At 63.9% G+C, this 25,264-nt stretch carries 28 protein-coding genes; 11 read left to right on the top strand and 17 right to left on the bottom strand.

From position 1 onward, the window contains the following. Positions 1–60 precede the first annotated feature (60 nt). Positions 61–1,668, top strand: a complete 1,608-nt coding sequence (locus tag DH08_RS33050) for a GMC family oxidoreductase (RefSeq protein ID WP_192183409.1) — start codon at positions 61–63, stop codon at positions 1,666–1,668. Positions 1,669–1,861: 193 nt separating this feature from the next. After that, entirely contained in the window at positions 1,862–2,482 is a 621-nt protein-coding gene (locus tag DH08_RS33045) for a DJ-1/PfpI family protein (protein WP_192183408.1), read from the top strand. A gap of 48 nt (positions 2,483–2,530) precedes the next feature. On the opposite strand, the gene DH08_RS33040 is transcribed toward DH08_RS33045, so the two are convergent. Both DH08_RS33040 and DH08_RS33035 read right to left on the bottom strand, forming a co-directional pair. After that, on the bottom strand, positions 2,531–3,553 hold the full coding sequence (locus DH08_RS33040) for a fatty acid desaturase (RefSeq protein ID WP_192183407.1): 1,023 nt from the start codon (positions 3,551–3,553) through the stop codon (positions 2,531–2,533). Positions 3,554–3,680: 127 nt separating this feature from the next. Continuing rightward, positions 3,681–3,878 (bottom strand): hypothetical protein, encoded by a 198-nt coding sequence (locus DH08_RS33035; RefSeq protein ID WP_192183406.1) that lies wholly within the window; start codon positions 3,876–3,878, stop codon positions 3,681–3,683. 218 nt (positions 3,879–4,096) lie between these two features. Between DH08_RS33035 and grpE the strand changes: the two genes are divergently transcribed. Further along, the gene (gene grpE / locus DH08_RS33030; protein ID WP_192183405.1) at positions 4,097–4,735 is read left to right on the top strand and encodes a nucleotide exchange factor GrpE; all 639 of its coding nucleotides are present in this window, start codon (positions 4,097–4,099) and stop codon (positions 4,733–4,735) included. 119 nt (positions 4,736–4,854) lie between these two features. On the opposite strand, the gene DH08_RS33025 is transcribed toward grpE, so the two are convergent. After that, positions 4,855–5,574, bottom strand: a complete 720-nt coding sequence (locus DH08_RS33025; RefSeq protein WP_192183404.1) for a quercetin 2,3-dioxygenase — start codon at positions 5,572–5,574, stop codon at positions 4,855–4,857. 117 nt (positions 5,575–5,691) lie between these two features. After that, positions 5,692–6,303 carry a TetR/AcrR family transcriptional regulator gene (locus tag DH08_RS33020; protein ID WP_210328991.1) on the bottom strand — a complete coding sequence of 204 codons (612 nt, stop codon included), beginning with the start codon at positions 6,301–6,303 and terminating at the stop codon, positions 5,692–5,694. A gap of 114 nt (positions 6,304–6,417) precedes the next feature. Between DH08_RS33020 and DH08_RS33015 the strand changes: the two genes are divergently transcribed. Next, positions 6,418–7,050, top strand: a complete 633-nt coding sequence (locus DH08_RS33015) for a trimeric intracellular cation channel family protein (RefSeq protein WP_192183402.1) — start codon at positions 6,418–6,420, stop codon at positions 7,048–7,050. A 71-nt stretch (positions 7,051–7,121) separates the two neighbouring features. On the opposite strand, the gene olsB is transcribed toward DH08_RS33015, so the two are convergent. The 10 genes from olsB to sppA all read right to left on the bottom strand — a co-directional run bounded on the left by olsB (position 7,122) and on the right by sppA (position 16,971). After that, a complete protein-coding gene (gene olsB, locus DH08_RS33010; protein ID WP_006200404.1) occupies positions 7,122–7,997 on the bottom strand; it encodes a l-ornithine N(alpha)-acyltransferase in 876 nt (291 codons plus the stop codon). Positions 7,998–8,171: 174 nt separating this feature from the next. Then, positions 8,172–10,463 (bottom strand): PAS domain-containing hybrid sensor histidine kinase/response regulator, encoded by a 2,292-nt coding sequence (locus DH08_RS33005; RefSeq protein WP_192183401.1) that lies wholly within the window; start codon positions 10,461–10,463, stop codon positions 8,172–8,174. An 80-nt stretch (positions 10,464–10,543) separates the two neighbouring features. Next, positions 10,544–11,539, bottom strand: a complete 996-nt coding sequence (gene acuI, locus DH08_RS33000) for an acrylyl-CoA reductase (NADPH) (protein WP_192183400.1) — start codon at positions 11,537–11,539, stop codon at positions 10,544–10,546. A 79-nt stretch (positions 11,540–11,618) separates the two neighbouring features. Further along, complete coding sequence (gene lspA / locus DH08_RS32995; protein WP_192183399.1) at positions 11,619–12,107, bottom strand: signal peptidase II; 489 nt, start codon at positions 12,105–12,107, stop codon at positions 11,619–11,621. Continuing rightward, a complete protein-coding gene (locus DH08_RS32990) occupies positions 12,104–12,961 on the bottom strand; it encodes a TrmH family RNA methyltransferase (protein ID WP_192183398.1) in 858 nt (285 codons plus the stop codon). Before DH08_RS32990 ends, lspA begins: the two co-directional genes overlap by 4 nt. Then, positions 12,962–14,053: an RsmD family RNA methyltransferase gene (locus tag DH08_RS32985; RefSeq protein ID WP_192183397.1), complete on the bottom strand. Its 1,092-nt coding sequence runs from the start codon at positions 14,051–14,053 to the stop codon at positions 12,962–12,964. It lies immediately after the preceding gene. A gap of 203 nt (positions 14,054–14,256) precedes the next feature. Beyond that, positions 14,257–15,225 (bottom strand): bifunctional Delta(1)-pyrroline-2-carboxylate/Delta(1)-piperideine-2-carboxylate reductase, encoded by a 969-nt coding sequence (gene lhpI / locus DH08_RS32980; protein WP_192183396.1) that lies wholly within the window; start codon positions 15,223–15,225, stop codon positions 14,257–14,259. A 37-nt stretch (positions 15,226–15,262) separates the two neighbouring features. Next, positions 15,263–15,607, bottom strand: coding sequence for a DUF1049 domain-containing protein (locus DH08_RS32975; RefSeq protein ID WP_120013965.1), 345 nt, complete (start codon positions 15,605–15,607; stop codon positions 15,263–15,265). A gap of 41 nt (positions 15,608–15,648) precedes the next feature. Then, complete coding sequence (locus tag DH08_RS32970) at positions 15,649–15,933, bottom strand: integration host factor subunit beta (RefSeq protein ID WP_006200394.1); 285 nt, start codon at positions 15,931–15,933, stop codon at positions 15,649–15,651. A gap of 81 nt (positions 15,934–16,014) precedes the next feature. Next, positions 16,015–16,971 carry a signal peptide peptidase SppA gene (gene sppA / locus DH08_RS32965; RefSeq protein WP_192183395.1) on the bottom strand — a complete coding sequence of 319 codons (957 nt, stop codon included), beginning with the start codon at positions 16,969–16,971 and terminating at the stop codon, positions 16,015–16,017. A 303-nt stretch (positions 16,972–17,274) separates the two neighbouring features. Here sppA and lptC point away from each other — a divergent pair, with 303 nt between their 5' ends. The 6 genes from lptC (at position 17,275) to ptsN (ending at position 22,522) form a co-directional block, all read left to right on the top strand. After that, positions 17,275–17,988 (top strand): LPS export ABC transporter periplasmic protein LptC, encoded by a 714-nt coding sequence (lptC, locus tag DH08_RS32960; RefSeq protein WP_192183394.1) that lies wholly within the window; start codon positions 17,275–17,277, stop codon positions 17,986–17,988. Continuing rightward, on the top strand, positions 17,975–18,556 hold the full coding sequence (locus DH08_RS32955; protein ID WP_120013968.1) for an LptA/OstA family protein: 582 nt from the start codon (positions 17,975–17,977) through the stop codon (positions 18,554–18,556). Before lptC ends, DH08_RS32955 begins: the two co-directional genes overlap by 14 nt. Continuing rightward, positions 18,556–19,374 (top strand): LPS export ABC transporter ATP-binding protein, encoded by an 819-nt coding sequence (gene lptB, locus DH08_RS32950; RefSeq protein ID WP_006200390.1) that lies wholly within the window; start codon positions 18,556–18,558, stop codon positions 19,372–19,374. The genes DH08_RS32955 and lptB overlap by 1 nt, the downstream gene beginning before the upstream one ends. Positions 19,375–19,587: 213 nt before the next feature. Next, positions 19,588–21,117, top strand: coding sequence for an RNA polymerase factor sigma-54 (gene rpoN, locus DH08_RS32945; protein WP_192183393.1), 1,530 nt, complete (start codon positions 19,588–19,590; stop codon positions 21,115–21,117). 293 nt (positions 21,118–21,410) lie between these two features. Beyond that, positions 21,411–21,995: a ribosome hibernation-promoting factor, HPF/YfiA family gene (gene hpf / locus DH08_RS32940; RefSeq protein WP_040582113.1), complete on the top strand. Its 585-nt coding sequence runs from the start codon at positions 21,411–21,413 to the stop codon at positions 21,993–21,995. 62 nt (positions 21,996–22,057) lie between these two features. Beyond that, positions 22,058–22,522, top strand: a complete 465-nt coding sequence (gene ptsN / locus DH08_RS32935) for a PTS IIA-like nitrogen regulatory protein PtsN (RefSeq protein WP_006200387.1) — start codon at positions 22,058–22,060, stop codon at positions 22,520–22,522. A gap of 70 nt (positions 22,523–22,592) precedes the next feature. On the opposite strand, the gene DH08_RS32930 is transcribed toward ptsN, so the two are convergent. Then, a complete protein-coding gene (locus DH08_RS32930; RefSeq protein ID WP_192183392.1) occupies positions 22,593–22,850 on the bottom strand; it encodes a BQ00720 family protein in 258 nt (85 codons plus the stop codon). 64 nt (positions 22,851–22,914) lie between these two features. Continuing rightward, on the bottom strand, positions 22,915–23,340 hold the full coding sequence (locus DH08_RS32925) for an Hsp20 family protein (protein ID WP_192183391.1): 426 nt from the start codon (positions 23,338–23,340) through the stop codon (positions 22,915–22,917). Positions 23,341–23,483: 143 nt separating this feature from the next. On the opposite strand from DH08_RS32925, the gene DH08_RS32920 reads away from it, so the two are divergent. Then, positions 23,484–24,425 carry a nucleoside hydrolase gene (locus tag DH08_RS32920; protein ID WP_192183390.1) on the top strand — a complete coding sequence of 314 codons (942 nt, stop codon included), beginning with the start codon at positions 23,484–23,486 and terminating at the stop codon, positions 24,423–24,425. 151 nt (positions 24,426–24,576) lie between these two features. Here the strand turns inward: DH08_RS32920 and DH08_RS32915 are convergent, their stop codons facing one another. Beyond that, positions 24,577–25,191, bottom strand: coding sequence for a LysE family translocator (locus DH08_RS32915; RefSeq protein ID WP_006200381.1), 615 nt, complete (start codon positions 25,189–25,191; stop codon positions 24,577–24,579). Positions 25,192–25,264 lie beyond the last annotated feature (73 nt).

The following is a 25,264-nucleotide window of genomic DNA, read 5'->3' as shown; positions in this document are numbered from 1 at the left end:
AAGCAAGCCTTCTCTTGGGCATCCGGACGGAAACATCCGCCGGATGATCGGGAGGAGACCATGCGCTACGACTATGTCATCGCCGGTGGCGGTTCCGCCGGCTGCACGCTGGCTGCAAGGCTCTCCGAAGATCCCTCCAAAACGGTCTGCCTGATCGAAGCCGGCGGCGCCGGCAAGGACCTGTTCATCCGCGCGCCGGCAGGCGTCATCGCGCTGCTGCCGGGCCGGCCGAAGCTCAACAACTGGGCCTTCGAGACGGTGCCGCAGCCAGGACTTGGCGGCCGCAAGGGCTACCAGCCGCGCGGCAAGACGCTCGGCGGCTCCAGCGCCATCAACGCCATGCTCTACATTCGCGGGCATCGCAGCGACTATGACGGATGGGCCGACCTCGGCTGCGACGGCTGGTCGTGGGACGAGGTGCTGCCCTATTTCCGGCGCGCCGAAGGCAATCAGCGCGGCACTGACGCGCTGCATGGCGGCGACGGGCCGTTGCGGGTCGGCGAGCAGCAGGAGCCGCGTCCCGTCGCCCGCGCCTTTGTCGAGGCCTGTGGCGAAAACCAGATTCGATACAACGATGACTTCAACGGGGACGAGCAGGAAGGGGCAGGGCTCTATCAGGTGACGCAATTCTGGGGAGAGCGCCGCAATGGCGAACGCTGCTCGGCTGCGGCCGCCTACCTGCATCCGGCCATGGACCGGCCGAACCTGACCGTTGTCACCGGGGCGCACGCGACACGGATAGTCCTCGACGTTAAGCGCGCCACGGGCCTGCGCTACCGTGCCGGCAAAACCGAGACCGTCGCGGAGGCAAAGCGCGAGGTCATTGTCTGCGGCGGCGCCTTTGGCTCGCCGCAACTGCTGTTGTTGTCCGGCATCGGCCCGGCGGCCGAACTGGCGATGCACGGCATTCCGGTCGTCCATGAGGTGCCTGGCGTCGGCAAGAACCTGCAGGACCATCTCGACTTCATCATGGCCTGGACGTCGCGAGATGCCGACATGATGGGCATCGGTCTGCGCGGCACGCCCGGCCTGCTCAGGCATATGCTGCGCTGGCGCAAGGACGGCGCCGGCATGATCGCGACGCCGTACGCCGAGGCCGGCGCTTTCCTCAAATCCGATCCGGCGATCGACCGCCCCGATCTGCAACTGCATTTCTGTATCGCCATCGTCGACGATCACGGCCGCAAGCTGCATATGGGTTACGGCTTTTCCTGCCATGTCTGCGTGCTGCGGCCCTATTCGCGCGGCGAGGTCGGCCTGTCGTCGCCGGACCCGCTAGGGCCGCCGCGCATCGACCCGCGCTTTCTCGAGGACGAACGCGATGCCGCCCTTCTGCTCAAGGGGGTCAAGACGATGCGCGGAATATTGGAGGCGCCGGCGCTGGCGAAATACCGTCGCAAGGAAATCTACACCGCCGGCGTTTCAAGCGATGCCGACCTGATGGCGCATATCAGGGCCCGCGCCGACACGATCTACCACCCGGTCGGCACCTGCAGGATGGGCGTCGACGACATGGCCGTCGTCGATCCGCAACTCAAGGTGCGCGGGATGCAGGGGCTGCGCGTCGTCGATGCCTCGGTGATGCCGACCCTGATCGGCGGCAACACCAATGCGCCGACGATCATGATCGCCGAAAAGGCTGCGGATATGATCCGCGCCGCAGCCTGAACGGCTTCATTGGTCGGACCAGGATTGCCATGCGAAAGCCTAGGACAAGGGCCTGGCCGGCTTTTTAGCAAGTGCAAATCAATCTGGTCTGACCAATTGTGCGATTTGCGCTTTTCCTTTCGACGTCTTGCCCTTAGGATAGGTCTATTATTTCGTGACCCGAAATAAATGGCCAGCAAGGGAGGAAACCAGAATGACAGGCAAGAAGATATTGATGCTCGTTGGCGAGTTCAGCGAGGAATACGAGATTTTCGTCTTCGAACAGGCCATGCATGCGGTTGGCCATACGGTCCATGTCGTGTGCCCCGACAAGAAGGCCGGCGACATATTGAAGACGTCGTTGCACGATTTCGAAGGCCACCAGACCTATACGGAAAAGCTCGGCCACGACTACATCCTCAACAAGACCTTTGCCGAGGTGAATCCGGCCGAATACGACGCCGTCTATGCGGCCGGCGGGCGCGGGCCGGAATACATCCGCATCGACAAGCGGGTGCAGGCGCTGGTCAGGCATTTCCATGAGACCGGCAAGCCGATCTTCACCATCTGCCACGGCGTGCAGATCCTGATCGCGGTCGACGGCGTGGTGCGCGGCAGGGAAGTCGCGGCGCTGCAATATTGCGAGCCGGAGGTCACGCTGGCCGGCGGCATTTACATCGACGTCGCGCCGACCGGCGCCCATGTCGACGGCAATCTGGTGTCGGCCAAGGGCTGGCCGGGCCTCGCCGCCTTCATGCGCGAATGCCTGAAGGTGCTCGGTACCGAGATCCGCGACGGTAAGGCCCTGATGCGCGACGAGCGCAAGGCGGCCTGAGCTGACTTAGGTGAGAATGCCGCCGCACCACTGGTGCGGCGGTCTTCTCTACGCGGCCATTCGGGCTTCGCGGAACGACACAAGTTTCCGGCGACTCTCGTCCCACAGCGCAAGCTTGACGCAGCGCAGGCTGTCGAGAAGCGTGACGCGGCCGATGTCGCGCAGTTCCGGAAAATCGCGCAGCACTTCCGGAAGCCGGTAGCACGGCACCTTGGCCGAGAGGTGATGGACGTGATGGACGCCGATATTGCCGGTGAACCAGTTCAGCACGGCCGGCAGGTCGTAGTAGGACGATCCATGCAGCGCGGCGTGCTGGAATTCCCATTCGGAATCCTTCGCCCATTCAGTCTCTTCGAACTGGTGCTGGACGTAGAACAGCCAGACGCCGGCCGAACCGGCGAGGATGACGATCGGCAAGTGGACGACCAGGAACGCGCCTAGCCCGACGAACCAGATGAGAATCGCGGCGGTGAGCGCGATGCCGAGATTGGTCGCCATGGACGACAACCAGGGCGTCAGGCCGCCCCGCATCATGCCGACCGGCAGCCTTTGCTCGAAGATGAAAAGCCAGATCGGCCCTAGGCCGAACATGACCAGCGGATGGCGATAGAGCCGGTAGGCAAGCCGGCCCCGCCATGACATTTGCCGGTATTCGGCGACGGTCAGGGTCTTGATGTCGCCCATGCCGCGCTCGTCGAGATTGCCGGCGCTGGCGTGATGGGTGGCGTGGGCGCGCCGCCAGCAATCGTAGGGCGTCAGCGTCAGGACGCCGAGCGCGCGGCCGATCCAATCGTCCGCATAGCGATTGGCGAAGAAGGAGCCATGGCCGCAATCATGCTGGATCATGAAGATGCGCACCAGAAACCCGGCCGCGGGAAGAATGAGGATCAAACCCCACCAATGGCCATAGGAATAGGCGGCCGAGGAGAGCGCCCAGAGCGTCACGAAGGGGATGAGGGTGATGGCGAGTTCGAGCGCGCTGCGTCGCCGGTCAGGCTTTTTGTAGCGCGCCAGTATCTTCAGCCAGGCGCGCTTGCTGTTGGCAACCGCCTCGGGGGAAATCATGTTCATCAGGAAGCATAGGCAACAGGCTCCGCCGCCGCAAGGCAAGGCTCACGCAAAATTACTGCGCGTAATTGTCGCGCGATGGCAGGCCATGACGGCTGCGACCGATGTTCCCGTCTTCAGGAATACACGCCTAGTGGCGCTCGCTGGCGGCCACGCTGGCCTCCGCCCCGTCAAGACGGTCGAGCAACTCCCTGAGATGCTCGGGCAAGTCGGGCTGCAGGCGGAATGCCGGCAGGGTGCGCAGGAACCGCTTCGTCGTCTCGGTGCCGACCTGGCGCTTGATATCGGCGGCGAGTTCCTCGCGCCTGTCGCGCTTGTTGCCTGTCATTGTCCCAAAATCCTGTGTTGGCTTCGAAACTCCTCCAGACCGGTAATGGTTCCCGCATTGCAGCGGCCTGGCAAGAAAAGCCGGCCGTTACGGTAAAATTTGAATTAATATCGAAAGATCGCCGGCAGCCTCCAATATGGCTTGCCCCTTGATTTTTGGCCGCCAAACCTCGATATCGGGCGCAAATCCAGACCATTCGAAAATGACGGGAAACGGCGATGAGCGACCAGGCAAAAGACGAACGCGCGCCCGAGGAAATCGAAGCCACTGAGGCGGCGGCGGGCGAACGGACCGAAGGCAGCGTCGACGGCGACTACGAAGCGCTTGTGCGGCTGCTGAAGGAAAACGAGGAACTGAAGGATCGCGCCCTTCGCGTTGCCGCCGAGATGGAGAATCTGCGCCGCCGCACCGCGCGCGACGTGCATGACGCGCGCAGCTATGCGGTTGCCAATTTCGCTCGCGACATGCTGTCGGTGTCGGACAATCTGCGCCGCGCGCTCGATGCCGTCCCGGCCGAGGCCAAGGCCGCGGGCGACGCCGGTTTCAAGGCGCTGATCGAGGGCGTCGACCTCACCGAACGTGCCATGCTGTCGGCACTGGAGCGGCATGGCGTGAAAAAGCTCGCACCGGAAGGCGAGAAGTTCGACCCGAATTTTCATCAGGCGATGTTCGAGGTGCCCAACCCCGAGGTTCCCGCCGGCACCGTCGTCCAGGTGGTGCAGCCGGGCTATTCGATCGGCGAGCGCGTGCTCAGGCCAGCGATGGTCGGCGTCGCCAAGGGCGGCCCCAAGCAGGCGGCCGGCGAAGCGCCGGTCGAGCCCGGGCCGGTGAATGAGCAGGCGGAAAAGGACGCATGACCGGGGAATAGCGCGCTATTCGGCCGCAACCACCATCAAAGCCGGAGGCATGATCGACGACGCCCCCGAAACCTGTCCGATTTCAGGGCGATCAACCCAGTCGCCACTTCTGCTGTGCCTCAACCAAGCAGTTCGCACCCATAGCGGCGGACCACATCGGGAAATGTCTCCATGTCCGGCATTCCTTCGCCGTCCGGAGGGATGCATCTGTCGCCGGCGGGCACGCTGGTTGCCCTCAAAAGGTCCTCGAAACCGCCGGGCGTGAAGAAAAACAGCATCCGGACCGGCCCACGCTTGACCGTATAGCGGTGCGGCACATCGCGTGGCCCAAAGAGAAACGAACCGGGCCCAGCCATGATCTTCTTGCCGCCGATCTCGAACTCGATCTCGCCTTCCATCACCTGGAATGACTCGTCCTCGCGATGATGGACATGCAGCGGCGCCTCGCCTTCGTTCTCGAGCACTTCGACCAGCGTGAACTGGCCCGCCGTCTGGGCTGACGTCGCCTTGATCACTGCCAGCGAGCCAAGCCACCAGCGCGCCTCCCCTTCCAGGGCGTGACTGCAAAATGCGCTAGGGATTCCCCTGTCAGCTTCATCGCCACCCACTGCCGCCACAGGGTGGTAGCCGACCTTGAGCGAGGCGATGTTGACCATCGAGCAATAGTTTTTGATGCCGGGCAGCGTGGACCAGACCTCTCGAGCCGCCTTTGCGCTGTCCATGCCCGCCCATTCAAATATCTCCGTCCAGCCTCCTTCGGATTTGAGGAGCCGACGATTGAGGAAACCCTTGAGCTTCCGCACCTCGTCATTCACTTCATCCCTGGTCTGCAGGAACATCTGCTCGGTGAATCCGGGGTTCAATGCAAATTCGGTGACTTCAACGACTTTCGTGTCCATGACTTCCTCCTTCGCTATCTGGCTTTCGCCCTTGTTTCGCCTCCTCATTCTCTTCATTCAAGACGTGCTCGTCCGGCCCTTGCCCTTGAGCCAGCAGAGCGCCATTCCCGTTGCCGTTTCGGCGGCGAGATCCACCGTCATGCCGCGTATCCGCATCGCGCTGAACGTCGGAAAGTCGAACAGGAAGCTGATTGCCTGAACGACATCATCGCCGGGATCGTCCTTCGCCAGTGCCTCGCGCACGAAGCCGGCCACCATGTTCCGCAGATACTCTTCCCATTCCCGCATGGCCGGAAGCTCCCGCTCGCGCAGGTCGCTCTCGAGATGCCGTTCACCACGATGGTAGAAGGCGAATAGCGCGTTCGCGACCCGGCGTAACCGCTCTTTTGGGTCTGTCGCCCCGCCGATTATCTCTGTCACTGTTTCGGGCGACGGAGGACGCAGGCGCTCCATCAGCAATTCGCCGCAGGCAGGCACCAGGTCATCCAGGGTAGGAAAATGCTTGTAGACGGTGCCAACGGCGACATCGGCCTCCGTGGCGATGTCCTTCCAAGTCGTGCCAAAGATGCCGTTCTGGGTGTGCAGCTTGATTGTCGCTTCGAGAATCCGCTGCCGCGTCTTGGCGAAGGCGGCAGTCCGGGAACCCATGCTGTAGCGGCGAGGAGACATAGTCGCTCACTCGAAAAATTTGAATGAACTATTCAATCATTTAATTTGCCTAAGGTCAATCCAGTTTCGTGGGGGCCACTCGCTATTCCCCGCTCACTATTTCATTATTCACCCATGAACCCGATCGAGCTTCTCGACTATGCCGGCGTCGCCGTCTTCGCGGCGAGCGGGGCACTTGCGGCCTCGCGCAAGCAACTCGACATTATCGGCTTCCTGTTCCTGGCCAGCGTCACCGCCATTGGCGGAGGCACGTTTCGCGACGTCATCCTCAACCTGCCGGTGTTCTGGGTCGGCAACTCCAGTTATGTGCTGATCTGCGTGGTGGTCGCGGTGCTGGTCTTCTTCAGCGCACACCGGGTGGAATCGCGCTGGAAACTGCTGCTTTGGCTCGACGCCATCGGCCTTGCCGCCTTTTCGGTAATGGGCGCGGCCAAGGGTCTGGCGATTACCGGGTCGCCGGTCGTCTCCGTTGTCACCGGCGTGCTGACGGCCACTTTCGGCGGCATCCTGCGCGATCTGCTGGCCGGCGAGCCGTCGGTGCTCCTGAGGCCGGAGATCTACGTCACGGCCGCCCTTGCGGGTGCCACGCTGTTTACACTCGGCGATCTTGCCGGACTGCCGCCGCTGGCATCCGGCCTGGCGGGCTTTGCCGCGGCATTCCTGGTGCGCGGCGGCGCGCTCAAATTCGGTTGGACCTTTCCGTCCTACAAGAGCCGGCCTGGCCGGAGGCCAGAAGACATTCCGTGAGAGGAGTGAATAATCAGTAGTCAGTAGTCAGTAGTCAGTAGTAGGAGGAACGGTTTCACTACTCACTCGAATCACGCCGCGAAGCGCTGGGCTTCCCCGCCATAGTAGTTGACGTAGCGGGCGCCGATCTCCTTGACCGGCATGACCACGAACACGTCGACGGTCGAGAATTCGTGATCGATGACGCAGCCGTCGCCGATGCGGGCGCCGACGCGCAAATAGCCCTTGACCAGCGGCGGCATCGCCGCGATCGCCGCCTTGGCGTTGACTGCCTCGATCGGCATCAGGTCCATCGAGCAGTAGCGGCCGGCGACTGCCCGGACATCCCAGGCCGAGTCGGTGCGGCAGTGATGGGCAAGATAGGTGAGCGCCTCGGCATGCGCCGCCGGCACGACGCCATGGAACGAGGCGCAGCCGGTCATCACGCCGATGCCGTAATGGTTGATATATGCCCAGATGCCTTGCCACAGCGCCTCGATGGTGCGCTTGGAGCGATATTGCGGCAGGACGCAGGAGCGGCCGAGTTCGAGGAAGCGCTGGCCGGGGTGGCGGGCGATCAGCTTGGTCAGTTCGAACTCGCCTTCGGAATAGAAGCCGCCGGCCGTCGCCGCGATTTCCTGCCGCAGCAGCCGGTAGGTGCCGACGATGCGGCGGTGCTCGGGGCCGGCAAGCGAAGTGTCGAGGACGAGCAGATGATCGCAGAGCGGGTCGAAACGGTCGGCGTCGCGACGATCCTGCGCCTGGAACAGATCCTTCCTGGCGCCAAGCTCGTCATAGAATACCCGGTAGCGCACTTCCTGCGCGGCGGCGATTTCGGCCGCATTGCGGGCCAACCGCACTTCGAGATTGCCGATACGGCCCAGAGGTGCCCCAGTTGCGACGGCATCGGCGGTCCGCGCGGCGAGCATGGCGCCGCCGGCGTTCGGCCGAGTGTCACATTCAGGCATAACTGTATGCACGAGTGATTCTCCTTCGAGCCATCCCTCTTGGCACGGGGATACGGTGTAGGTGCAACAGGATTGTGACAGTACCGTGATACGGCGCGACGGGCAATACTTCGTCGGCTGGCGAATACGGTCAACCGGCTACGTTTACGTGATGAGAGACAGCCGATGCGGGCGTCAGGCCGCGACCTGACCCTCGACGGCATGGACCAGGGCGTCGGGGTCGAGAGGCTTGGTGACGAAGCCGCTGGCGCCGTGGGCGAGCACCGCGTGACGGGTCTTTTCCTGGCTATCGGCCGACAGCACCATGATCGGAACCGGCGGCACGGCCATCTCTTCTTCATGGCGGCGGATGGCGGCTATCGCGTCCAGCCCGTCCATGACCGGCATATGCAGGTCCATCAGCACCACGTCGAAGCGGTGCTTGAGCCCCGCATCGGTGATCGCCTCGACGGCGGCCTTGCCGTTGCCGACCACCTTGACGCGGTGCCCGGCCTTGAGAAGCGTGGCGCGGGCAAGCATGGCGTTGATGTCGTTGTCTTCGGCGATCAGCACCGACAGGCCGTGCTCACGGCGGCCAGCGCCGGCACGCACGGGCGGGGCGCCGTGCTTGTCCGATTTCGGCTGGGGCAGGACCGGCGCATGGCTGGTCAACAGCACGCGCAGCAGCGTCTCGCCGCGCACCGGCCTGGCCAGGAAGGTGGCATAGCCATTGGCGCGGAACTCGCCAAGCATGCCGCGATCGGTCGGCGCGATCAGCGTGATCGCCTCGCAATCGGCAAAGCCGTTCTGGCGCAAGCGCTTGAGCAGGCGTCCATCGCTGTTTTCCATCGCCGCATCGACCAGCAGCACGTCGCAGCCGGCGGCGAAAGGTGTCGCCTGGGCAAGCGTGGTCGCCAGATCGACCGCGCCGCCATGGGCGCGGATGGTGCGGGCGATGGCGTCCGCCTCGATGGCGTTCTTCGAAACGATCACGGCACGGCGGCCGGCCAGGATGCTTTGCCGGTTCTGCGGCGGCTCGGTTGCCGCAGTGGCGGGGAGCTCGAAGACGAATTCGGATCCCTCGCCAAGCCGGCTCGACACCGAGATCGAGCCGCCCATGGCATTGACCAGGCGCCTTGAGATGGCGAGGCCGAGGCCAGCGCCGCCATGCACCCGGGTCGAGGTGCCGTCGGACTGCTCGAACTCCTCGAAGATGCGTTCCATGTCTTCCTCGCGCAGGCCGGGACCGGTGTCGGTGACGGTGAAACAGATACGGTCGGTGGTCTCGGTGCGCGCCCGCGCCACGCTCACCAGCACGCCGCCGGTGTCGGTGAACTTGATGGCGTTGCCGATGAGGTTGAGCAGCACCTGGCGCACCCGGCCGGGATCGGCGGTGATCATCTGCGGCACGTCGAGCTCGACATGGCAGCCAAGCCCGATGTTCTTGCCGAAGGCGCGCGCCGCCATGAGTTCGATGATGTTGTCGGCGATCTCGCGCAGCGATGTCGGCTGCGGTTCCGGGTCGAAACGGCCGGCCTCGATCTTGGAATAGTCGAGCAGGTCCTCGATCAGCGCCAGCAGGGCGCTGGCCGAGGTCGAGACGGCGCCGACATAGGTCCGCTGCTCGGGCGACAGATCGGTGTCGACCAGGAGCTTGGCCATGCCCATGATGCCGTTCATCGGCGTGCGGATCTCGTGGCTGACGGTGGCCAGGAAGCGCGACTTCGCCTGGCTGGCATATTCGGCCCGCTCGCGGGCGGTGATCAGCGAGGATTCGGCGCGCTTGCGTGCGGTGATGTCGCGGGCGATCGCGCGATGCGAGACGGCGCCGTTGTCCTTGTCGCGTACCGACAGCTCGATCCATGAAAACCAGCGCGGGCCGCTCGGCGTGCGAATTGCGACGTCGGTGGAACTCAGGCAGTCGTGATCCGAGAAGGCGGCGTCGGGAACGATGCCGACATCGATGCCAAGCTCGGACAAGGTCTTGCCGGCAAGGTGCCGCTGGTCGATCTCGACGAGATCGGCGAAAACCTTGTTGGCAAAGACGATGTTGCCGTCGCGATCGCGATGGACAACGAGATCGCCGAGTGCGTCGATCAGCCCGCGGAAGCGCTCCTCGCTCTCCTGCATCTCCCACATGCGGTCGGCCAGCGTCTCGATCTCGGCGCGGCTGCGGGCGGCGGTCTCGTCGAGCAGGGCCGCCGTGCGGCGTTCATTGCGCTTGGCTCGCAGGTGCATGCCGAGACCGGCCAGGCCGGTCGCCAGCAAACCGATGGTGACGAAGATCGGTGCGCCGGTCAGGTGAGCCAGTCCAGCCAACACGGCGGTGGCGACGATGGTCAGGAAGGGCAGGCCTTCGGGGTTGGCCGGCGGCGATGCGGGTGCCAGCGGCGGCGGTGCGACAAGCAGCCGCTTTGGCGCCTCGGGGCCTGGCCCGTCGACGCCTTCGGCACTGCCCGGAGCTCTGATGCCGGATTCCGCGATCATGCGGAAAGCCTTGCCATAGAGAGATTATGGAAGATTGCGGCGGATCGTTCGAATTTTAGCGGTCGCGCCGTTTTGCCTTGTCAGCGCTGCATGTCGACCACGACGCGGCCCCTGATCTTGCCGTCGACGATGTCGCGCGCGGCCGCGACAATACCATCGAAACCGATGGTCGTGGACAGCGTGGCGAGCTTCTTATGGTCGAGATCGGTGCCGATACGGCGCCATGCCTCGAGTCGGACCGGCTTAGGCGCCATGACCGAATCGATGCCGAGCAATGAGACGCCGCGCAGGATGAAGGGTGCGACGCTCGCCGGCAGGTCCATGCCGCCGGCCAACCCGCAGGCGGCAACCGCGCCGCCATAGGACGTCATCGACAGCACGTTGGCCAGCGTATGGCTGCCGACCGCGTCGACGCCGCCGGCCCAGCGCTCCTTGGCCAGCGGCTTTGCCGGCTGGGCAAGCTCATCGCGCGAGATCACTTCGGCAGCCCCGAGATCGATCAGATAGGGGCTTTCGGCATTACGGCCGGTCGAGGCGATGACATGGTAGCCGAGGCTGGACAGGAGCGAGACCGCGACCGAGCCGACGCCGCCGGCAGCACCCGTCACCACCACCGGGCCACGATCGGGCACGATACCGTGCCTTTCGAGCGCGATAACGCAGAGCATGGCGGTATAGCCTGCCGTGCCGACCGCCATCGCATCATGCGGGCTCATGCCCTCAGGCAGCGGCACCAGCCAGTCGCCGTTGACGCGGGCGCGACCGGCGTAAGCGCCGAAATGCGTCTCGCCGACGCCCCAGCCGTTTAGAATGACCTTGTAGCCCTCGCGCCAGTCGGCATGGGACGAGGAGACGACGGTGCCGGCGAAATCGATGCCCGGCACCAGCGGCCAGCGCCGGATGACCGGCGCCTTGCCGGTGATGGCCAGCCCATCCTTATAGTTGACCGTCGTCGCTTCGACCGCGACGGTGACGTCGCCTTCCATCAGCTCGGTCTCGGTTAGGTCGGTCACCGCCACCGACTGCTTTTTCTCTGCGTCGCGGGAAACGAGGATGGCTTTGAAGGTTTCGGACACTTTTTTCTCCTCGAAATTGCGATGCGCGGACTGTGCGGCGACGGCCCGGCGAGGTCAATCTTTCAAGCGAGTCGGGCGTTCAGGCGTCCGGCCCCTGGGGCTTGGCTTCGCGCCGCCAGCCGATCAGTTCGTCGAAGACGACCAGTGCTGCGCCAACCGAGATGAAGGCGTCGGCGAGGTTGAAGACGGCGAAGGACCAAACCGGCGTGTGGAACAATATGTAGTCGATGACGTGGCCATAGACGGCGCGGTCGATCAGATTGCCGAGCGCGCCGCCGATGATCAAGGCAAAGCCGGTGCGGGAAAGGACATGGCCGGCCGGCGTGCGCGTCGCGAGATAGAGCACGAAGGCGACGACGAGGGCGGCAATGACCACCAGGCCGGTGTCGCCGAAGGACGAGAACATCGAGAAGGCGATACCGGTGTTGTAGGTGCGAAAGAGCGCCAGGAACGGTACCAGGTCGACCTTCTCCTGAAAGGAGAGGCCGGTCTCGACCAGTTGTTTTATCCACTGGTCGAGCCCGATGGCGACGACGACCAGCACGGCATAGGGGGACCATGACTTCACGATTTGGTGTCCTCCAGCCCCAGCTTCAGCGCGCCGCGCCGGATCTCGAACAGCATGACGCCCGTCGCCACAGCGAGGTTGAGCGAATCGGCGCGGCCGGCCTGCGGGATCCTGAGCAACCGGTCGCAGCTTTCGGCCAGGCTGTCGGGCAGGCCCTGTTGCTCGTTACCCATCAACAGCAGCACCGGGCTCCTGGAGAAATCGACCGAGCGGTAGTCGACCGCGCCCTTCAGATGCGTTCCGGCGACGAGGCCGGAAAAGCTCTTTCGCCAGGCGAGGAAGGCTTCGGGCGTCGCCTTGGCCACAGGCACGGCGAAGATCGAGCCCATGGTGGCGCGCACCGTCTCGACGGAGAACGGATCGGTGGTTTCGCCGACCAGGATGACGCCCTTGGCGCCGACGGCATCGACGGTGCGGATGACGGTCCCGAGATTACCGGGGTCGCGCACCCGGTCGAGCGCCACCCAGACATCGCCGTCCCTGGCGCGGATGTCCTTCAGCGGCAGGAGTTTCTGGGCAAAGACGCCGACCACCATTTGCGGATTGTCGCGGCGGGTAATCGCCGTCAGCACCTTTTCGGAAACTTCGAGCACGGTGCCGCCGGCGGCGACGGTGCGCGCCGCGACCTTTTCGACCGCCGCATTGCCGCGCCCTGCCTTGGCGAAGATCAGCGTCTTGATCGACCAGCCGAGGTCGAGCGCGTCGATGACCAGCTTCAGGCCCTCGGCCATGAAGGCATTCTGCTGGTCGCGGAATTTCTTCAAGGCGAGCGCCTTGATGTCCTTGACCAGCGGATTGGCGAGGCTGGTGACTTCCTTGACCTGCCCTGGCGCGCCTGCGTGCCGCTCGCTCATTCAGGCCACCCAGCGCGAGAACAGCGACGTCGACAGCGCCCGGCCGGCCGATTTCTCGCGGATGATCAGTTCGCCGGATTCGACCGTGCCGCCCATGCCGGCAAATGTGTCGCGCATCAGTGCGTGGATGGCGAAGAAGGAGGCGCGGATCGAATAGGCGGTCAGCACCACGGTGAGCGGCTTCGGCGTCAGGATCGCGCGGCAGAGGTCGGTCAGCCCAGGCAGGTCCTCGAACAATTGCCAGACCTCGCCCTTGGGACCGCGGCCATAGGCGGGCGGGTCGAACAGGACGATGTCGTAGCAGCTGCCGCGGCGCTCCTCACGCTCGGCGAATTTCACCGCGTCGTCGACGATCCAGCGGATCGGCTTGTTGCCGAGCCCGGCCATCTCCTGGTTCTCGCGGGCCCAGCCGATCGCCTTCTTGGAGGCATCGACATGGGTGACTTCGGCGCCGGCGCGGGCCGCTACCAGGGAGGCAAGCCCGGTGTAGCCGAACAGGTTCAGCACCTTGACCGGCCGCTTCGCCGCCGCGATCAGGCCGGCCATGTGGTCCCAGTGCGAGGCCTGCTCGGGAAACACGCCGACATGGCGAAACGAGGTGAAGCGGCCGAGATAGTCGATGCCGTCATGCTTCATCGGCCAGGTCTCGCCGAGCGGCGTTCGCGGGAAGCGCCAGCGGCCGATGCCTTCCTCGTCGGTGTCACCGGTGAAGATGGCGTCGGCGCGGTCCCAGTCCTTCGCCGGCAGCGCCTTCTGCCAGATCGCCTGGCCCTCGGGCCGCACGATGCGATAGGGGCCATATTGCTCGAGTTTTTGGCCAGCGCCGCTGTCGAGAAGGGCATAATCGGCATTGGGCGCAACTTCGAGGATCAGCGGCAGCCGTTCGGCAGGCAAGACGCCGTCGCGGCGGGCAAGGATGCGCGGTGTGGGCTTCGGTTCGGACCGGTCCTGCGCTCGTATCTCGTTTCTTTCGTCAGGCTTTGGCGACGGCTTGACCGGATGACCGCCGTCGCGTGGGCGTGACTGCTCCGTCCCGGATCTCGCAGGCTGGCGCGGGCGGTTGTCGCGGTTTCGGTCGCGAAAGGATTTCAAGAAAGGTCTCCGGAATGGCAGGCCGCTTTTGACATAGGGCCACCGGCTTCGCAACAAAATGGTCCGGGCAGGCGTGGACGCCATTTGTGCTGCCCGCAATGGACCTCGCCTGAAGAAACAGGCAAATCTGCGTCGATGTCTGGCAAGCAGTAGGGCAGTAGGTTAGTTCGGCTCCCTCCTGCCTTACTGCCCTATTTCCTTACTCACGTCAGCTTGAGCGCCTTGTAGACGGCGATGCCGGCGGCGAGGTCCTCGAGGGCTGCGCCGACCGATTTGAACAGCGTGATCTCATCAGCGCTCTGCCGGCCCTGCCTCTCACCGCGGGCCAGTTCATGCAGGTCGGCGACGATGGCTTCCGGTTTCAGCACGCCGGAGGCCAGCGGCTGGACGATATCGCCCGCTTCCTTGGTGGCGCCGGCGCGGGTGTCGACATAGACGCGGGCGCGCGCAATCGCCTCGTCGTCGCTTTCGCGCATCGTTGGTGTGAAGCCGCCAACCAGGTCGACATGGGCTCCCGGCCGCAACAGTGCGCCCCTGATCAGCGGCGCCGTCGTGATGGTCGCCGACGAGACAATGTCGGCCTCGCCGAGTTCGGCGTCGAGATCGCCGGCGGCGCTGGCCGGGAAACCCTCCGCGCGCAATTCAGCCGCGACCTTTTCGGCATTGGCCGGCGTGCGGTTCCAGATGCGGATGGTCTTGATCGGCCGCACCGCCGAGTGCGCCTTGGCGAGGAACGGCGACAGCGCGCCGGCGCCGACCACCAGCAGCCGCGACGCATCCTCGCGGGCGAGGTAGGACGCGGCCAGCGCCGAGGCGCAGGCGGTGCGCCACTGCGTCAGCCGCTGGCCGTCGATCATGGCCTCGGGCTCACCGGTCGCGCCATCGAGCAGGAGATAAAGCCCCATCACCGCGGGTTTGCCGATGGCGTTGTTGTCGGGCGACACGGTGACGATCTTGACGCCGATATGGCCGCCCGCCGAGGTGCCGGCAGCGTTGAAATCGGTCCAGGCCGGCATCAGCAGCAACGTAGAGGCCGCACCATCGGGCCGTTCGATGGTGTGATGGTGACGGACCGGCTGCACTGCGCCGTCGCGAAAGGCACTGCGCAACGTCTCGACCAGTCCCTTGAAGCTCAGGGCATGATCGACCTCGGCGGCCGAAATGGTCAGCATGAAAAACTCCGTGGAGCGAAAGGCACCAAACCGTGCTTCAGGCAGTCGGTTTCGGCAACGCTGTCCCTTGGGCCGGCCCTTGCGGCGCCGCAGGGGCGCGGCTGACCGCCTGGCGCAGGTTCTCGGCCTCGACCCCGCGCTGGCGCGCCAGCTTGCGGTAGCGGCCCTGCTTGACCCAAGTCGCCAGGCTGCCGACGACCATGCCGACGGCGAGAGCCAGGAACAGGAAGATGAAGAGGGGCAGCGTGAGCGTCAGCGCCGGGTTGCCGGGATTGAACGGATCCAGCGTGAAGGCGACCAGTTCGCGGTTGGCGACGGCCAGCGCGATCAGGATGACGGCCAGCGGCACGAAGACCACGATGAGCATGAAGCGATTGAACATAAGGTTTCCTGTCGAAAGGCCGGGTTGACCCCGCGCGGCGCCTATTTGCCGCCGTTCAGCCTTTCACGCAACTCCTTGCCGGTCTTGAAGAACGGCACCCACTTCTCCTCGACCTCGACGGATTCGCCGGTGCGTGGGTTGCGGCCGGTGCGGGCGGGGCGGTTTTTCACCGAAAAAGCGCCGAAACCGCGCAGTTCGACCCGGTTGCCTTCGGCAAGGGCGTCGGTGATCTCGTCGAAAATGGCGCCGACGATGTTTTCGACGTCGCGCAGGAAAAGATGCGGATTGCGCGTGGCAATGATCTGCACAAGTTCGGATTTGATCATGAGAACGGTCCCCGTGAAAGCACTGCGGTCAAATTATGAGGATGATTTTATTTGCTTTTTCATCCGTCCCAAAACGGCCCGTCAAGGGTGCCAGACCGAAACGAGACCGTCAAGAAACAAGCGATCCGCTCCAATTTCGTGGATCACGTCACCGCCGGCGTCGGGAAGGCCGAGCGCGCCGGCAATCGTCCTGGCCATTGTCTTGGAGAACAGGAAACTGCCGCGCCCTTCCGTGTCCTTCCATTCCACCACCTTGAGCTTGGCGTCGACGCCCTTGGTCGCCAGCCAGTCGATCGCCTCGGTTTCGCCGCCGACGGCGTCGATCAGGTGGTTGGCAAGCGCCTGGCGGCCGGTGAAGATCGAGCCGTCGGCAAGCGCCAGCGCCTGCTCGCGGGTCATCTTGCGCCGTTCGGCGACGATGCCGACGAACCAGTCGTAGCTGTCGAGGATGAGCTTGCGGACCATGGCGCGCTCGTCGTCATTGGTCGGCTTGAAGGGCGAGGGCGAGGCCTTCAGCGGCGAGGATTTCACTTCCTCCAGCTTGATGCCGAGCTTGTCCATCAAGCCGCTGACGTCGGGATACTGGATCAGCACGCCGATCGAGCCGACGATGGAGGATTTGCGGGCGACGATGTGGTCGGCGGCACTTGCGATCATGTAGCCGGCGGATGCGGCGAGCGTGCCGACCTCCGCCACCACGGGCTTGTCGGCGGCGAGCTTGCGCACCTCTTCGAAGATCGATTCGCCGCCGACCGTGGTGCCGCCGGGGGAATCGATCGACAGGATGACGCCTTTCACCTTCGCGGACTGACGGATGGTTTCCAGCCGTTTGATCAGATCCTCGTCCTCGGTGATGGTGCCTTCGATCCTGACCTTGGCGATGTGGTCGACCGCCGAACCGGTGAAGTCGTCGCTGTAGACCCACGCCGACAGCGCGATCAGTGCGGCCGCCGCGACGCCGAGCGCGGCAACGCGCCAGAATGTCAGCTTGCGGCGCAAACGGCGGCGGTCGATCAGGTCGTCGGCTCTCAGTGCCATGGTCAGCCTCACGGTCGATGGGAAGAGATGCTTTTAAAGCAAGCGCCAACGCCCGGCTACCGTTTCCTGCGGTTTGCGCAGGACACAAGATTGTCTGCGGCTGCGAAGCGGCGTTTCACGAAAAATTAACGCTGCCTGTCCGTATCTGCTATGAAGTGCGGAAATTGTGTCGCCTTCATTTCCGTTTGTAAGACAGCGGCCGTCATATTTTTGCGGTTTTCCTCGGCTTGTGCTTGCTTGCGGGGACCGGCATCCCACCTATAGGCGGTGTTTTGGCGGGCAAGGGTTTATTAGAAAATAGTCATGCTAGCGCGATCGAACGAACAGACCAATGCCGAGACGGCTTTGGCGCCTGCGGCGCCAGCCGGCACGCGTGGTGACGCCTTCGACCTCGCGCAGCGGCATTCGCGCAGGGTGCGGGTGCTGAAATTCGCGGTACCGCTGCTTGCAGCCATCATCGCCGTTGCCTTTCCGGTCTACTCCTATCTCGCCGCGCCCGTGTCGATCTCGGTGCAGGCCGACGGCAGCGCCTTCTCCGACGGCAAGCTGGTGATGGCCAATCCCAAGCTCAACGGCTTCACCAAGCAAAAGCTGCCCTATTCGCTGACGGCGCTGCGGGCCATCCAGGACGTCGGCAAGCAAGGCATCATCGATCTGGAAGGCATCAATGCCAAATTGCCGCTGGCGCCCGACAACGTGGCGACCGTCAACGCGACGCGCGGCATCTACGATCGCGCCGGTAACACGATGAACCTGACCAGCGACGTCACGGTGACGACAACCGATGGCATCGAGGCCAAGCTCAAATCCATCTTCCTCGACATGGGCAAAGGCACTATGAAGACGAATGATCCGGTCGATGTCAGCCGCGGCGGCTCGCGGATCACGGCGGACACGATGTCGATCCAGGACAATGGCAAGGTTCTGGTTTTCGAAAACAGAGTGCGCGTCAACATCGACGCCGCCAGCCTAAAGGCGGCGGAGGCAAAGAGCGGAGAATCGAATGCGTCCCAGTAGTTCGGCACGGCTTGTGGGCGCGGCATCGGCGCTGCTGCTGCTCGGCCTGGTGCCTTCGTTTGCCCAGTCCGGCGCGACCAGTCAGTCCGGCCTCAAACTGTCGGGCGACCAGCCGATCCAGATCGAAAGCGACAAGCTGGAAGTCCGCCAGGCGGATAGTGTCGCCGTGTTCAGCGGCAACGTTACCGTCACGCAGGGGCCGACCATGCTCAAGGCCGGCAAGATGACAGTGTACTATGTCAAGGATCCCAATGCCGCAAAGGGCGCGGCCGCAGGAGCCTCGGCGATGACCGGCTCGGCCAATATCGACCATCTGGTGGTCGAGAACAAAGTCTATATGAAGTCGGATGACCAGATCGCCACCGGCGACAACGGCACTTTCGACATGAAGACGCAGGTGCTCGTTCTGTCCGGCAAGGAAGTGGTGCTGTCGCAAGGCCCCAACGTGCTGAAGGGCTGCAAGCTCACCGTGCAGATGAAGACCGGCCTTGCCAATGTCGACGGCTGCGGCGGGCGCGTCATCATGTCGATGACACCGCCACCGAAGCAGGGAGCGCCGAAGAACTAATGGCCGGCGTAGCGTCGCTGCTGGCCCGCCTTCCGGGGCGGGCCGCCGGCAAATTAGGGACACCGGCCACGGCCAACGTCGATTCCGCGAAGTTCAAGGGCACCTTGATCGCCAAGGGCCTGACCAAGAGCTACAAGGGCCGCAAGGTCGTCAGCGGCGTGACCATCGGCGTGCGTGCCGGCGAGGCGGTCGGGCTGCTCGGCCCGAATGGCGCCGGCAAGACCACCTGTTTCTACATGGTCACCGGCCTGGTGCCGGTGGATGAAGGCACGATCGAGATCGACGGCTTCGACGTCACCTCGATGCCGATGTATCGCCGTGCCCGGCTCGGCATTGGCTACCTTCCGCAGGAAGCATCGATCTTCCGTGGTCTGAGCGTCGAACAGAACATCCGCGCCGTGCTCGAAGTGGTCGAGAAGAGCCGCAAGGAGCGCGAGCGCAGCCTCGACGAACTGCTCGAGGAGTTCCACATCAGCCATCTGCGCAAGGCGCCGTCGCTGTCGCTTTCCGGCGGCGAACGGCGTCGCCTCGAGATCGCCCGCGCCCTGGCGACGCGCCCGGCCTACATGCTGCTCGACGAGCCTTTCGCCGGCATCGACCCGATTGCCGTCGCCGACATCCAGCAGCTTGTGCGCCATTTGACGGCGCGCGGCATCGGTGTGCTGATCACCGACCACAATGTGCGCGAGACGCTCGGCCTCATCGACCGCGCCTACATCATCCATGCCGGCCAGGTGCTGACGCATGGCCGCGCCGACGAGGTGGTCGCCAATGCGGATGTGCGGCGACTCTATCTCGGCGAGGGTTTTACGCTCTGAGCGTAAAATACGTTTCCCCGCAGTGAATTCGGGGCAATTCTCGGTTGTTTTTTGCTATTTTTCGCCCGGATAACGCTCCGGTAAGCGACTCTTGCTAGCGTTTCGCTTGACAAGCAAAAGCCGGGCCAGTCTCTATGCCCGGTCGGAAATTTGTTCCGGCTGTTCCGATGCGTAGACTTCCCAGTGGGTAGAGAAGGCGTTTGAAACCGAACCATGGCTCTGGCGGCAAAGCTACAGCTACGACAGTCCCAGTCGCTGGTGATGACGCCGCAGCTGATGCAGTCGATTCGGCTGCTGCAGCTTACTCATGTCGAGCTGGACCGCTTCATCGACGACGAGATCGAACGCAATCCGCTGCTTGAGCGCGCCGAGCCACAGGACGACGCGGCGAGCGACCAGGCGCAGAAGAACGACGCCGCGCCTGAGCCCGCTTCAGACGGGGACTGGTTCGAAGCCGAGACGCAATGGAGCGCCGAGGCGATCTCGGACAAGCTCGACTCCTCGCTGGAGAACCTTTTTCCGGACGATCCCGGCACCAGCGAACGGCTCGGGCCCGACCTTACGGCGCAATGGAAATCGGCCTCCGGCGGCAACGCCGGCGGATCGTCGTCCGAGGGCTTCGACGTCGGCGACATGGCGGCCACGGCAATCACGCTGCGCGAACATGTCGGCGAGCAGATCGCCCTTGCCTTCGCCGATCCGGCGGCGCGGCTGATCGCCGGCGAGCTTGCCGACGGCCTCGACGAGGCCGGCTACCTGCGCGCCGACACCGCCGAAATCGCCGTCCGTCTCGGCGCGAACGCGGCGGCGGTGGCCAAGGTGCTTGACGTTTGCCAGACATTCGAGCCCGCCGGCCTGTTTGCCCGCGACCTTGCGGAATGCCTGTCGCTGCAGCTGGCCGTGCGTGACCGGCTCGATCCGGCGATGAAGGCGCTGGTCTCCAATCTGGAGCTTTTGGCGCGGCGCGATTTCCAGACGCTGAAACGCATCTGCGGTGTCGACGAGGAGGATCTTCTCGACATGCTGGCCGAAATCCGGGCGCTCGACCCGCGGCCCGGCACGGCATTCCTGGGCGGCACCAGTGACGCGATCGTCGCCGACGTCGAGGTGCGGGCGGCCAATGATGGCAGCTGGACGGTGGAGCTCAATGCCGAGACGCTGCCGCGCGTGCTGGTCGACCATATCTATTTCGCGCGGGTTTCCGGCCACGCGAAAAACCAGACGGAAAAGGATTTCCTGGCCGAGTGCCTGCAGAACGCCAACTGGCTGACGCGCAGCCTTGATCAGCGGGCGAAGACCATCCTCAAGGTGGCGTCGGAAATCGTGCGCCAGCAGGACGCGTTTCTGGTCCATGGCGTGCGCCAGCTGAAGCCGCTCAATTTGCGCACGGTGGCCGATGCCATCGGCATGCACGAATCGACCGTCAGCCGGGTCACGGCGAACAAGTACATGCTGACGCCGCGCGGCGTGTTCGAGTTGCGTTATTTCTTCACCGCCTCGATCGCTTCGGCGGGAGGCGGTGATGCTCATTCCTCGGAAGCGGTGCGCGACCGCATCAAGCAGCTGATCGACGAGGAAAAGCCCGTCGACGTGCTTTCCGACGACGCCATTGTCGATATGCTGAGGGAAAGCGGCGTCGACATCGCCCGGCGCACCGTCGCCAAGTACCGGGAAGGCATGAACATTCCCTCGTCGGTGCAGCGGCGGCGCGAAAAGCGGGCTCTGGCCAGCGTCGGGCGTTGATACTGGCCCTGAAAGCAGGCCCTGCGAGACGGCCGGATTTCCACAGTTCTCGTGCTTCATTGACAAGCCGCAATGAAGTGGCTAGAAGCCCGCCCGCATGAGACGGGCTAGAAGCCCGCATGCGAATGGTCCGTCACGGCGAAGGCTACCGGACGGCCAAGAAGGCGGCTTGTGATCAATCGGAAAGTCCGGATTTAAAAACAGCGGGAGTGCCGCCGCAAAGCTTGTGCGCACGGACCACGAGTATAAACTCGGGGCAGTTTGAAGCCTGAGCAGGGAAGGTCAGTTTTCAGATGAAACTGCGCATATCGGGAAAACACATGGATATCGGCGATGCGTTTCGTACGCGCATCAACGACCGTGTCGGCGAGGCGATCGGAAAATATTTCGACCGCGGTTTTTCAGGGCATGTCACGGTCATCAAATCAGGGTCGCGCTATTCTGCGGACTGCATGATCCGGCTCGATTCCGGCGCTTCGCTGCAGGCGACCGGCGACGCCCAGGATCCGACGCTGGCCTTCGAGGCTGCGGCAGACCGGCTGGAGACGCGGCTTCGGCGCTACAAGCGCCGGCTGAAGTCGCACAATTCCGGCAATGGCAACGGCGAACCCACCGACATCGCCTACACGGTGATGGCGCCGCTTGCCGATGACGACGAGGAGATACCGGACAATTTCGCGCCGGCCATCGTCGCCGAATCGACCATGACGCTGCGCACCATGTCGGTGGCGTCGGCCGTCATCGAGCTCGACACCAAGGACAGCCCGGTTTTCGTCTTCCGCAATGCCGGGAACGATCATCTCAACATCGTCTATCGCCGGCCGGATGGGAACATCGGCTGGATCGATCCGTCCACGACCAAAGTCGCACAGGGATAAGAAGCCAGCCGCGCGAGGGGGCGAGGACTGGCGGGCGGCGGGCGAACAAGGGAATTTCAAGCATGGATCTGAGCGATCTGATCAACGTTCCGGCGATCATGCCGGCGTTGAAGGCGAACTCAAAGAAGCAGCTGCTGCAATTGCTGTCCGAAAGGGCGGCGGCGATTTCCGGCATTCCGGAGCGGGAGGTGTTCGACACCATCCTGCAGCGCGAGCGGTTGGGTTCCACCGGCGTCGGCAACGGCATCGCCATTCCGCATGGCAAGCTGGCCGGGGTGAAGCGCATTGCGGGCGTCTTTGCCCGGTTGGAGACACCGGTCGATTTCGAGGCGCTGGACGATCAGCCGGTCGATCTGGTGTTCCTGCTCTTGGCGCCGGAAGGTGCCGGCGCCGACCACCTCAAGGCCTTGTCGCGCATCGCGCGTGTGCTGCGCGATGCCGACACTGTGGCCAAGATCAGGGGCACGCGCGACGCGGTCGCGATCCATGCGCTTTTGTCGGACACACAGGCCTCGCACGCGGCCTGAAGTTTCTTTGGGATAAAACTTCCAAGGGCCGCCGCGGGCGGCCCTGTCCATTTCAGTGGCCAGCAGTCGCTTAGTGGATAGCGACGGTGGTCAGGTCGTTCTCAAGCGCGCCCGCCAGAGCCCGGTCACGGGCATCCGAAAGCAGGATCGGCTGGCCGTTGGCGGCAAACAGCGCCCACAGCTCCATGCCGGGCGCGATTTCGCCGAGGCCGGGGAAGCGCCCGCGCAGATCGTCGCTCGACACTTTCCTCAGATAGGCGACCGTACCTTCGCCGAGATGGGCGAATTCGCCGCTGGACATGGTGAGATTTTCGTCAGTTCTGGTCATTTCAAGCCTCCTTGGCGCGAGGACGCCGCTCAAGGCCGCCTCGCATGAGAGCCATCGGTGAGGATCAGTCTTTCACCGATATGTTTATTTTCCGTACCAGCCGCTCGGCCTCCGGGCGGTCGAGATCGATGGACAGCAGGCCGTTCTTCAGCTCCGCCGCGATCACCCGCATGCCGTCGGCCAGCACGAAACACCGCTGGAACTGGCGCGCGGCGATACCGCGGTGGAGGAATTCGCGCTCGGTGTCGTCATTCTGACGGCCGCGCACGATGAGCTGGTTCTCCTCCGTGGTGACATCGAGATCGCTTTCGGCGAAGCCTGCGACGGCAAGCGTGATGCGCAGCCTTTCGGCATTGCCGTCAGCACCGCTGAGGCGCTCGATGTTATACGGGGGGTAGCTATCGCCGGACTTCGCCAAGCGTTCGAGCGTCTTTTCCATGGCGTCGAAGCCAAGGAGAAGCGGACTCGAAAAGGGCGTCATTCGGCTCATGTTACAGTGTCCTCTCAAGAGCGACATAAAGTGGAAAAACCCAGATGGCATTTTTCCCGATGGTCTTGATATGGTCTGCCCCCCGGCCAAGTTCAAGCCACTAAAAACCCCGCCCAAAAAGACTCCCCAGACAAGGAATTGAAATGCCCCATACCCGCAAGATCATCATCGACACGGATCCCGGCCAGGATGATGCCGTCGCCATATTGCTGGCGCTCGGCAGCGCCGAGCTGGACATCGTCGGCATATCAGCTGTTGCCGGCAACGTGCCGTTGAACCTTACCGAAAAGAATGCACGCAAGATCTGCGAGCTGGCCGGACGGCCCGACATCAAGGTCTATGCCGGCGCCATCCGGCCGCTGGCACGCGAACTGGTCACCGCCGAGGAAGTGCATGGCAAGACCGGCCTCAACGGGCCGCAACTACGCAACCCGACGATGAAGCTGCAGGACCAGTATGCGGTCGATTTCATCGTCGAGACGCTGATGAACGAGCCGAGCGGCACGATCACGCTTTGCGCGCTCGGGCCACTCACCAACGTCGCGCTGGCGCTGATTCGCGAGCCGAGGATCGCGCCTCGCATCAAGGAGATCGTTTTGATGGGCGGCGGCTTCTTCGAGGGCGGCAATGTCACACCGACCGCCGAATTCAACATCTATGTCGACCCGCATGCCGCCGATGTCGTGTTTAAGGCCGGCATTCCGATCGTCATGATGCCGCTCGACGTCACCCACAAGGCGCTGACCACCGCCAAGCGCACGCAGGCTTTCCGCCAGCTCGGCACCAGGGTGGGCATCGCCACGTCAGAGATGCTGGAGTTCTTCGAGCGCTTCGACGAGGAGAAATACGGTACCGATGGCGGGCCGCTGCACGACCCCTGCGTCATCGCCTATCTGTTGAAGCCGGAGCTGTTCAAGGGCCGCAATTGCAACGTCAGCGTCGAAATCACCTCCGAGCTGACCATGGGCATGACCGTGATCGACTGGTGGGGCGTGACCAAGCGGCCGCAGAACGCCATGGTGATGCGCGACATCGACCACGACGCGTTCTTCGCGTTGCTGGTGGAGCGGCTGGGGCTACTCTGAAAGCCTCCTTCTCCCCGTTCACGGGGAGAAGGTCCGGCAGGGGGATGAGGGGCCGCGCAAACGTTGATAATTGCCTGCAACACCGGAGCTGCCCCTCACCCGGTCGCTGCGCGACCACCCTCTCCCCGTAACGGGTGAGGGAAGGGTGCGCTCACTTCGCTTTTGAAAACGCCAGCCACAGGCCGCCGCCGACCAGGAAGCTGCCGCTGATCCTCGACAGCAGCTTGACCCGGCTGGCCGACAGCAGGCGTCCGGCGCGGGCGGAGGCGAGTGCGTAGGTCGAATCCGACACGGCGGCGAAGATCATCGCGGTGAGGCCCATGACCGTGATCTGCAGCGCATAGTTGCCTTCCGGGGAAATAAATTGCGGGAAGAAGGCGCCGAAGAACACCAGCGTCTTCGGGTTGCTCAGCGCCACCAGCAGGCCCTGCAGGAAGAAGCCGCCACGCGGCTTCCTCGCCGTCCCGTCGGCGTTCAGCGTGCCCTTCGAGCGGAACATCTGCACGCCCATCCAGATCAAATAGGCGGCGCCGATCAGCCTCACCCATTCGAACCAGTGGCCCATGCCCGCGATCAGCGAGGTCAGGCCGATGCCGACAATGGCGATCATGATGGCAAGCCCAGCCTGCGTGCCGGCGACATTGGCAAGGCCGGCACGCGAACCGTGGCGGATGCTGTTGGCGATGATCAGCGTCACCGTCGGTCCGGGTACCAGGATGATGACGAGACAGGCAAGCAGATAGGCGGCGTAGAGTTCCAGAGACATGGGGATTCCCTCGACAGAATGCCGCTGCGCGACGCGGCCATGTCAAATCAATGCATGGGATCGCCGCCGGCGC

Source organism: Mesorhizobium amorphae (assembly GCF_014843845.1).
Classification (GTDB): Bacteria; Pseudomonadota; Alphaproteobacteria; order Rhizobiales; family Rhizobiaceae; genus Mesorhizobium; species Mesorhizobium amorphae_A.
This window is presented reverse-complemented; position numbering and strand designations above follow the sequence as displayed.

Excerpts from the sequence above, each read along its gene's own strand:
- grpE (WP_192183405.1), top strand. The coding sequence starts at position 4,097 with ATGAGCGACCAGGCAAAAGACGAACGCGCGCCCGAGGAAATCGAAGCC.
- DH08_RS33045 (WP_192183408.1), top strand. The coding sequence starts at position 1,862 with ATGACAGGCAAGAAGATATTGATGCTCGTTGGCGAGTTCAGCGAGGAA.
- DH08_RS33015 (WP_192183402.1), top strand. The coding sequence starts at position 6,418 with ATGAACCCGATCGAGCTTCTCGACTATGCCGGCGTCGCCGTCTTCGCG.
- DH08_RS32970 (WP_006200394.1), bottom strand. The coding sequence starts at position 15,933 with ATGATCAAATCCGAACTTGTGCAGATCATTGCCACGCGCAATCCGCAT.
- DH08_RS32975 (WP_120013965.1), bottom strand. The coding sequence starts at position 15,607 with ATGTTCAATCGCTTCATGCTCATCGTGGTCTTCGTGCCGCTGGCCGTC.
- hpf (WP_040582113.1), top strand. The coding sequence starts at position 21,411 with ATGAAACTGCGCATATCGGGAAAACACATGGATATCGGCGATGCGTTT.
- DH08_RS32925 (WP_192183391.1), bottom strand. The coding sequence starts at position 23,340 with ATGAGCCGAATGACGCCCTTTTCGAGTCCGCTTCTCCTTGGCTTCGAC.
- DH08_RS33025 (WP_192183404.1), bottom strand. The coding sequence starts at position 5,574 with ATGTTCCTGCAGACCAGGGATGAAGTGAATGACGAGGTGCGGAAGCTC.
- DH08_RS33040 (WP_192183407.1), bottom strand. The coding sequence starts at position 3,553 with ATGAACATGATTTCCCCCGAGGCGGTTGCCAACAGCAAGCGCGCCTGG.
- lptC (WP_192183394.1), top strand. The coding sequence starts at position 17,275 with ATGCTAGCGCGATCGAACGAACAGACCAATGCCGAGACGGCTTTGGCG.
- DH08_RS32930 (WP_192183392.1), bottom strand. The coding sequence starts at position 22,850 with ATGACCAGAACTGACGAAAATCTCACCATGTCCAGCGGCGAATTCGCC.
- DH08_RS32915 (WP_006200381.1), bottom strand. The coding sequence starts at position 25,191 with ATGTCTCTGGAACTCTACGCCGCCTATCTGCTTGCCTGTCTCGTCATC.
- DH08_RS33020 (WP_210328991.1), bottom strand. The coding sequence starts at position 6,303 with ATGTCTCCTCGCCGCTACAGCATGGGTTCCCGGACTGCCGCCTTCGCC.
- lptB (WP_006200390.1), top strand. The coding sequence starts at position 18,556 with ATGGCCGGCGTAGCGTCGCTGCTGGCCCGCCTTCCGGGGCGGGCCGCC.
- olsB (WP_006200404.1), bottom strand. The coding sequence starts at position 7,997 with ATGCCTGAATGTGACACTCGGCCGAACGCCGGCGGCGCCATGCTCGCC.
- ptsN (WP_006200387.1), top strand. The coding sequence starts at position 22,058 with ATGGATCTGAGCGATCTGATCAACGTTCCGGCGATCATGCCGGCGTTG.
- DH08_RS33005 (WP_192183401.1), bottom strand. The coding sequence starts at position 10,463 with ATGATCGCGGAATCCGGCATCAGAGCTCCGGGCAGTGCCGAAGGCGTC.
- rpoN (WP_192183393.1), top strand. The coding sequence starts at position 19,588 with ATGGCTCTGGCGGCAAAGCTACAGCTACGACAGTCCCAGTCGCTGGTG.
- DH08_RS32955 (WP_120013968.1), top strand. The coding sequence starts at position 17,975 with ATGCGTCCCAGTAGTTCGGCACGGCTTGTGGGCGCGGCATCGGCGCTG.
- sppA (WP_192183395.1), bottom strand. The coding sequence starts at position 16,971 with ATGGCACTGAGAGCCGACGACCTGATCGACCGCCGCCGTTTGCGCCGC.
- lhpI (WP_192183396.1), bottom strand. The coding sequence starts at position 15,225 with ATGCTGACCATTTCGGCCGCCGAGGTCGATCATGCCCTGAGCTTCAAG.
- DH08_RS33035 (WP_192183406.1), bottom strand. The coding sequence starts at position 3,878 with ATGACAGGCAACAAGCGCGACAGGCGCGAGGAACTCGCCGCCGATATC.
- DH08_RS32990 (WP_192183398.1), bottom strand. The coding sequence starts at position 12,961 with ATGAGCGAGCGGCACGCAGGCGCGCCAGGGCAGGTCAAGGAAGTCACC.
- DH08_RS32920 (WP_192183390.1), top strand. The coding sequence starts at position 23,484 with ATGCCCCATACCCGCAAGATCATCATCGACACGGATCCCGGCCAGGAT.
- DH08_RS33050 (WP_192183409.1), top strand. The coding sequence starts at position 61 with ATGCGCTACGACTATGTCATCGCCGGTGGCGGTTCCGCCGGCTGCACG.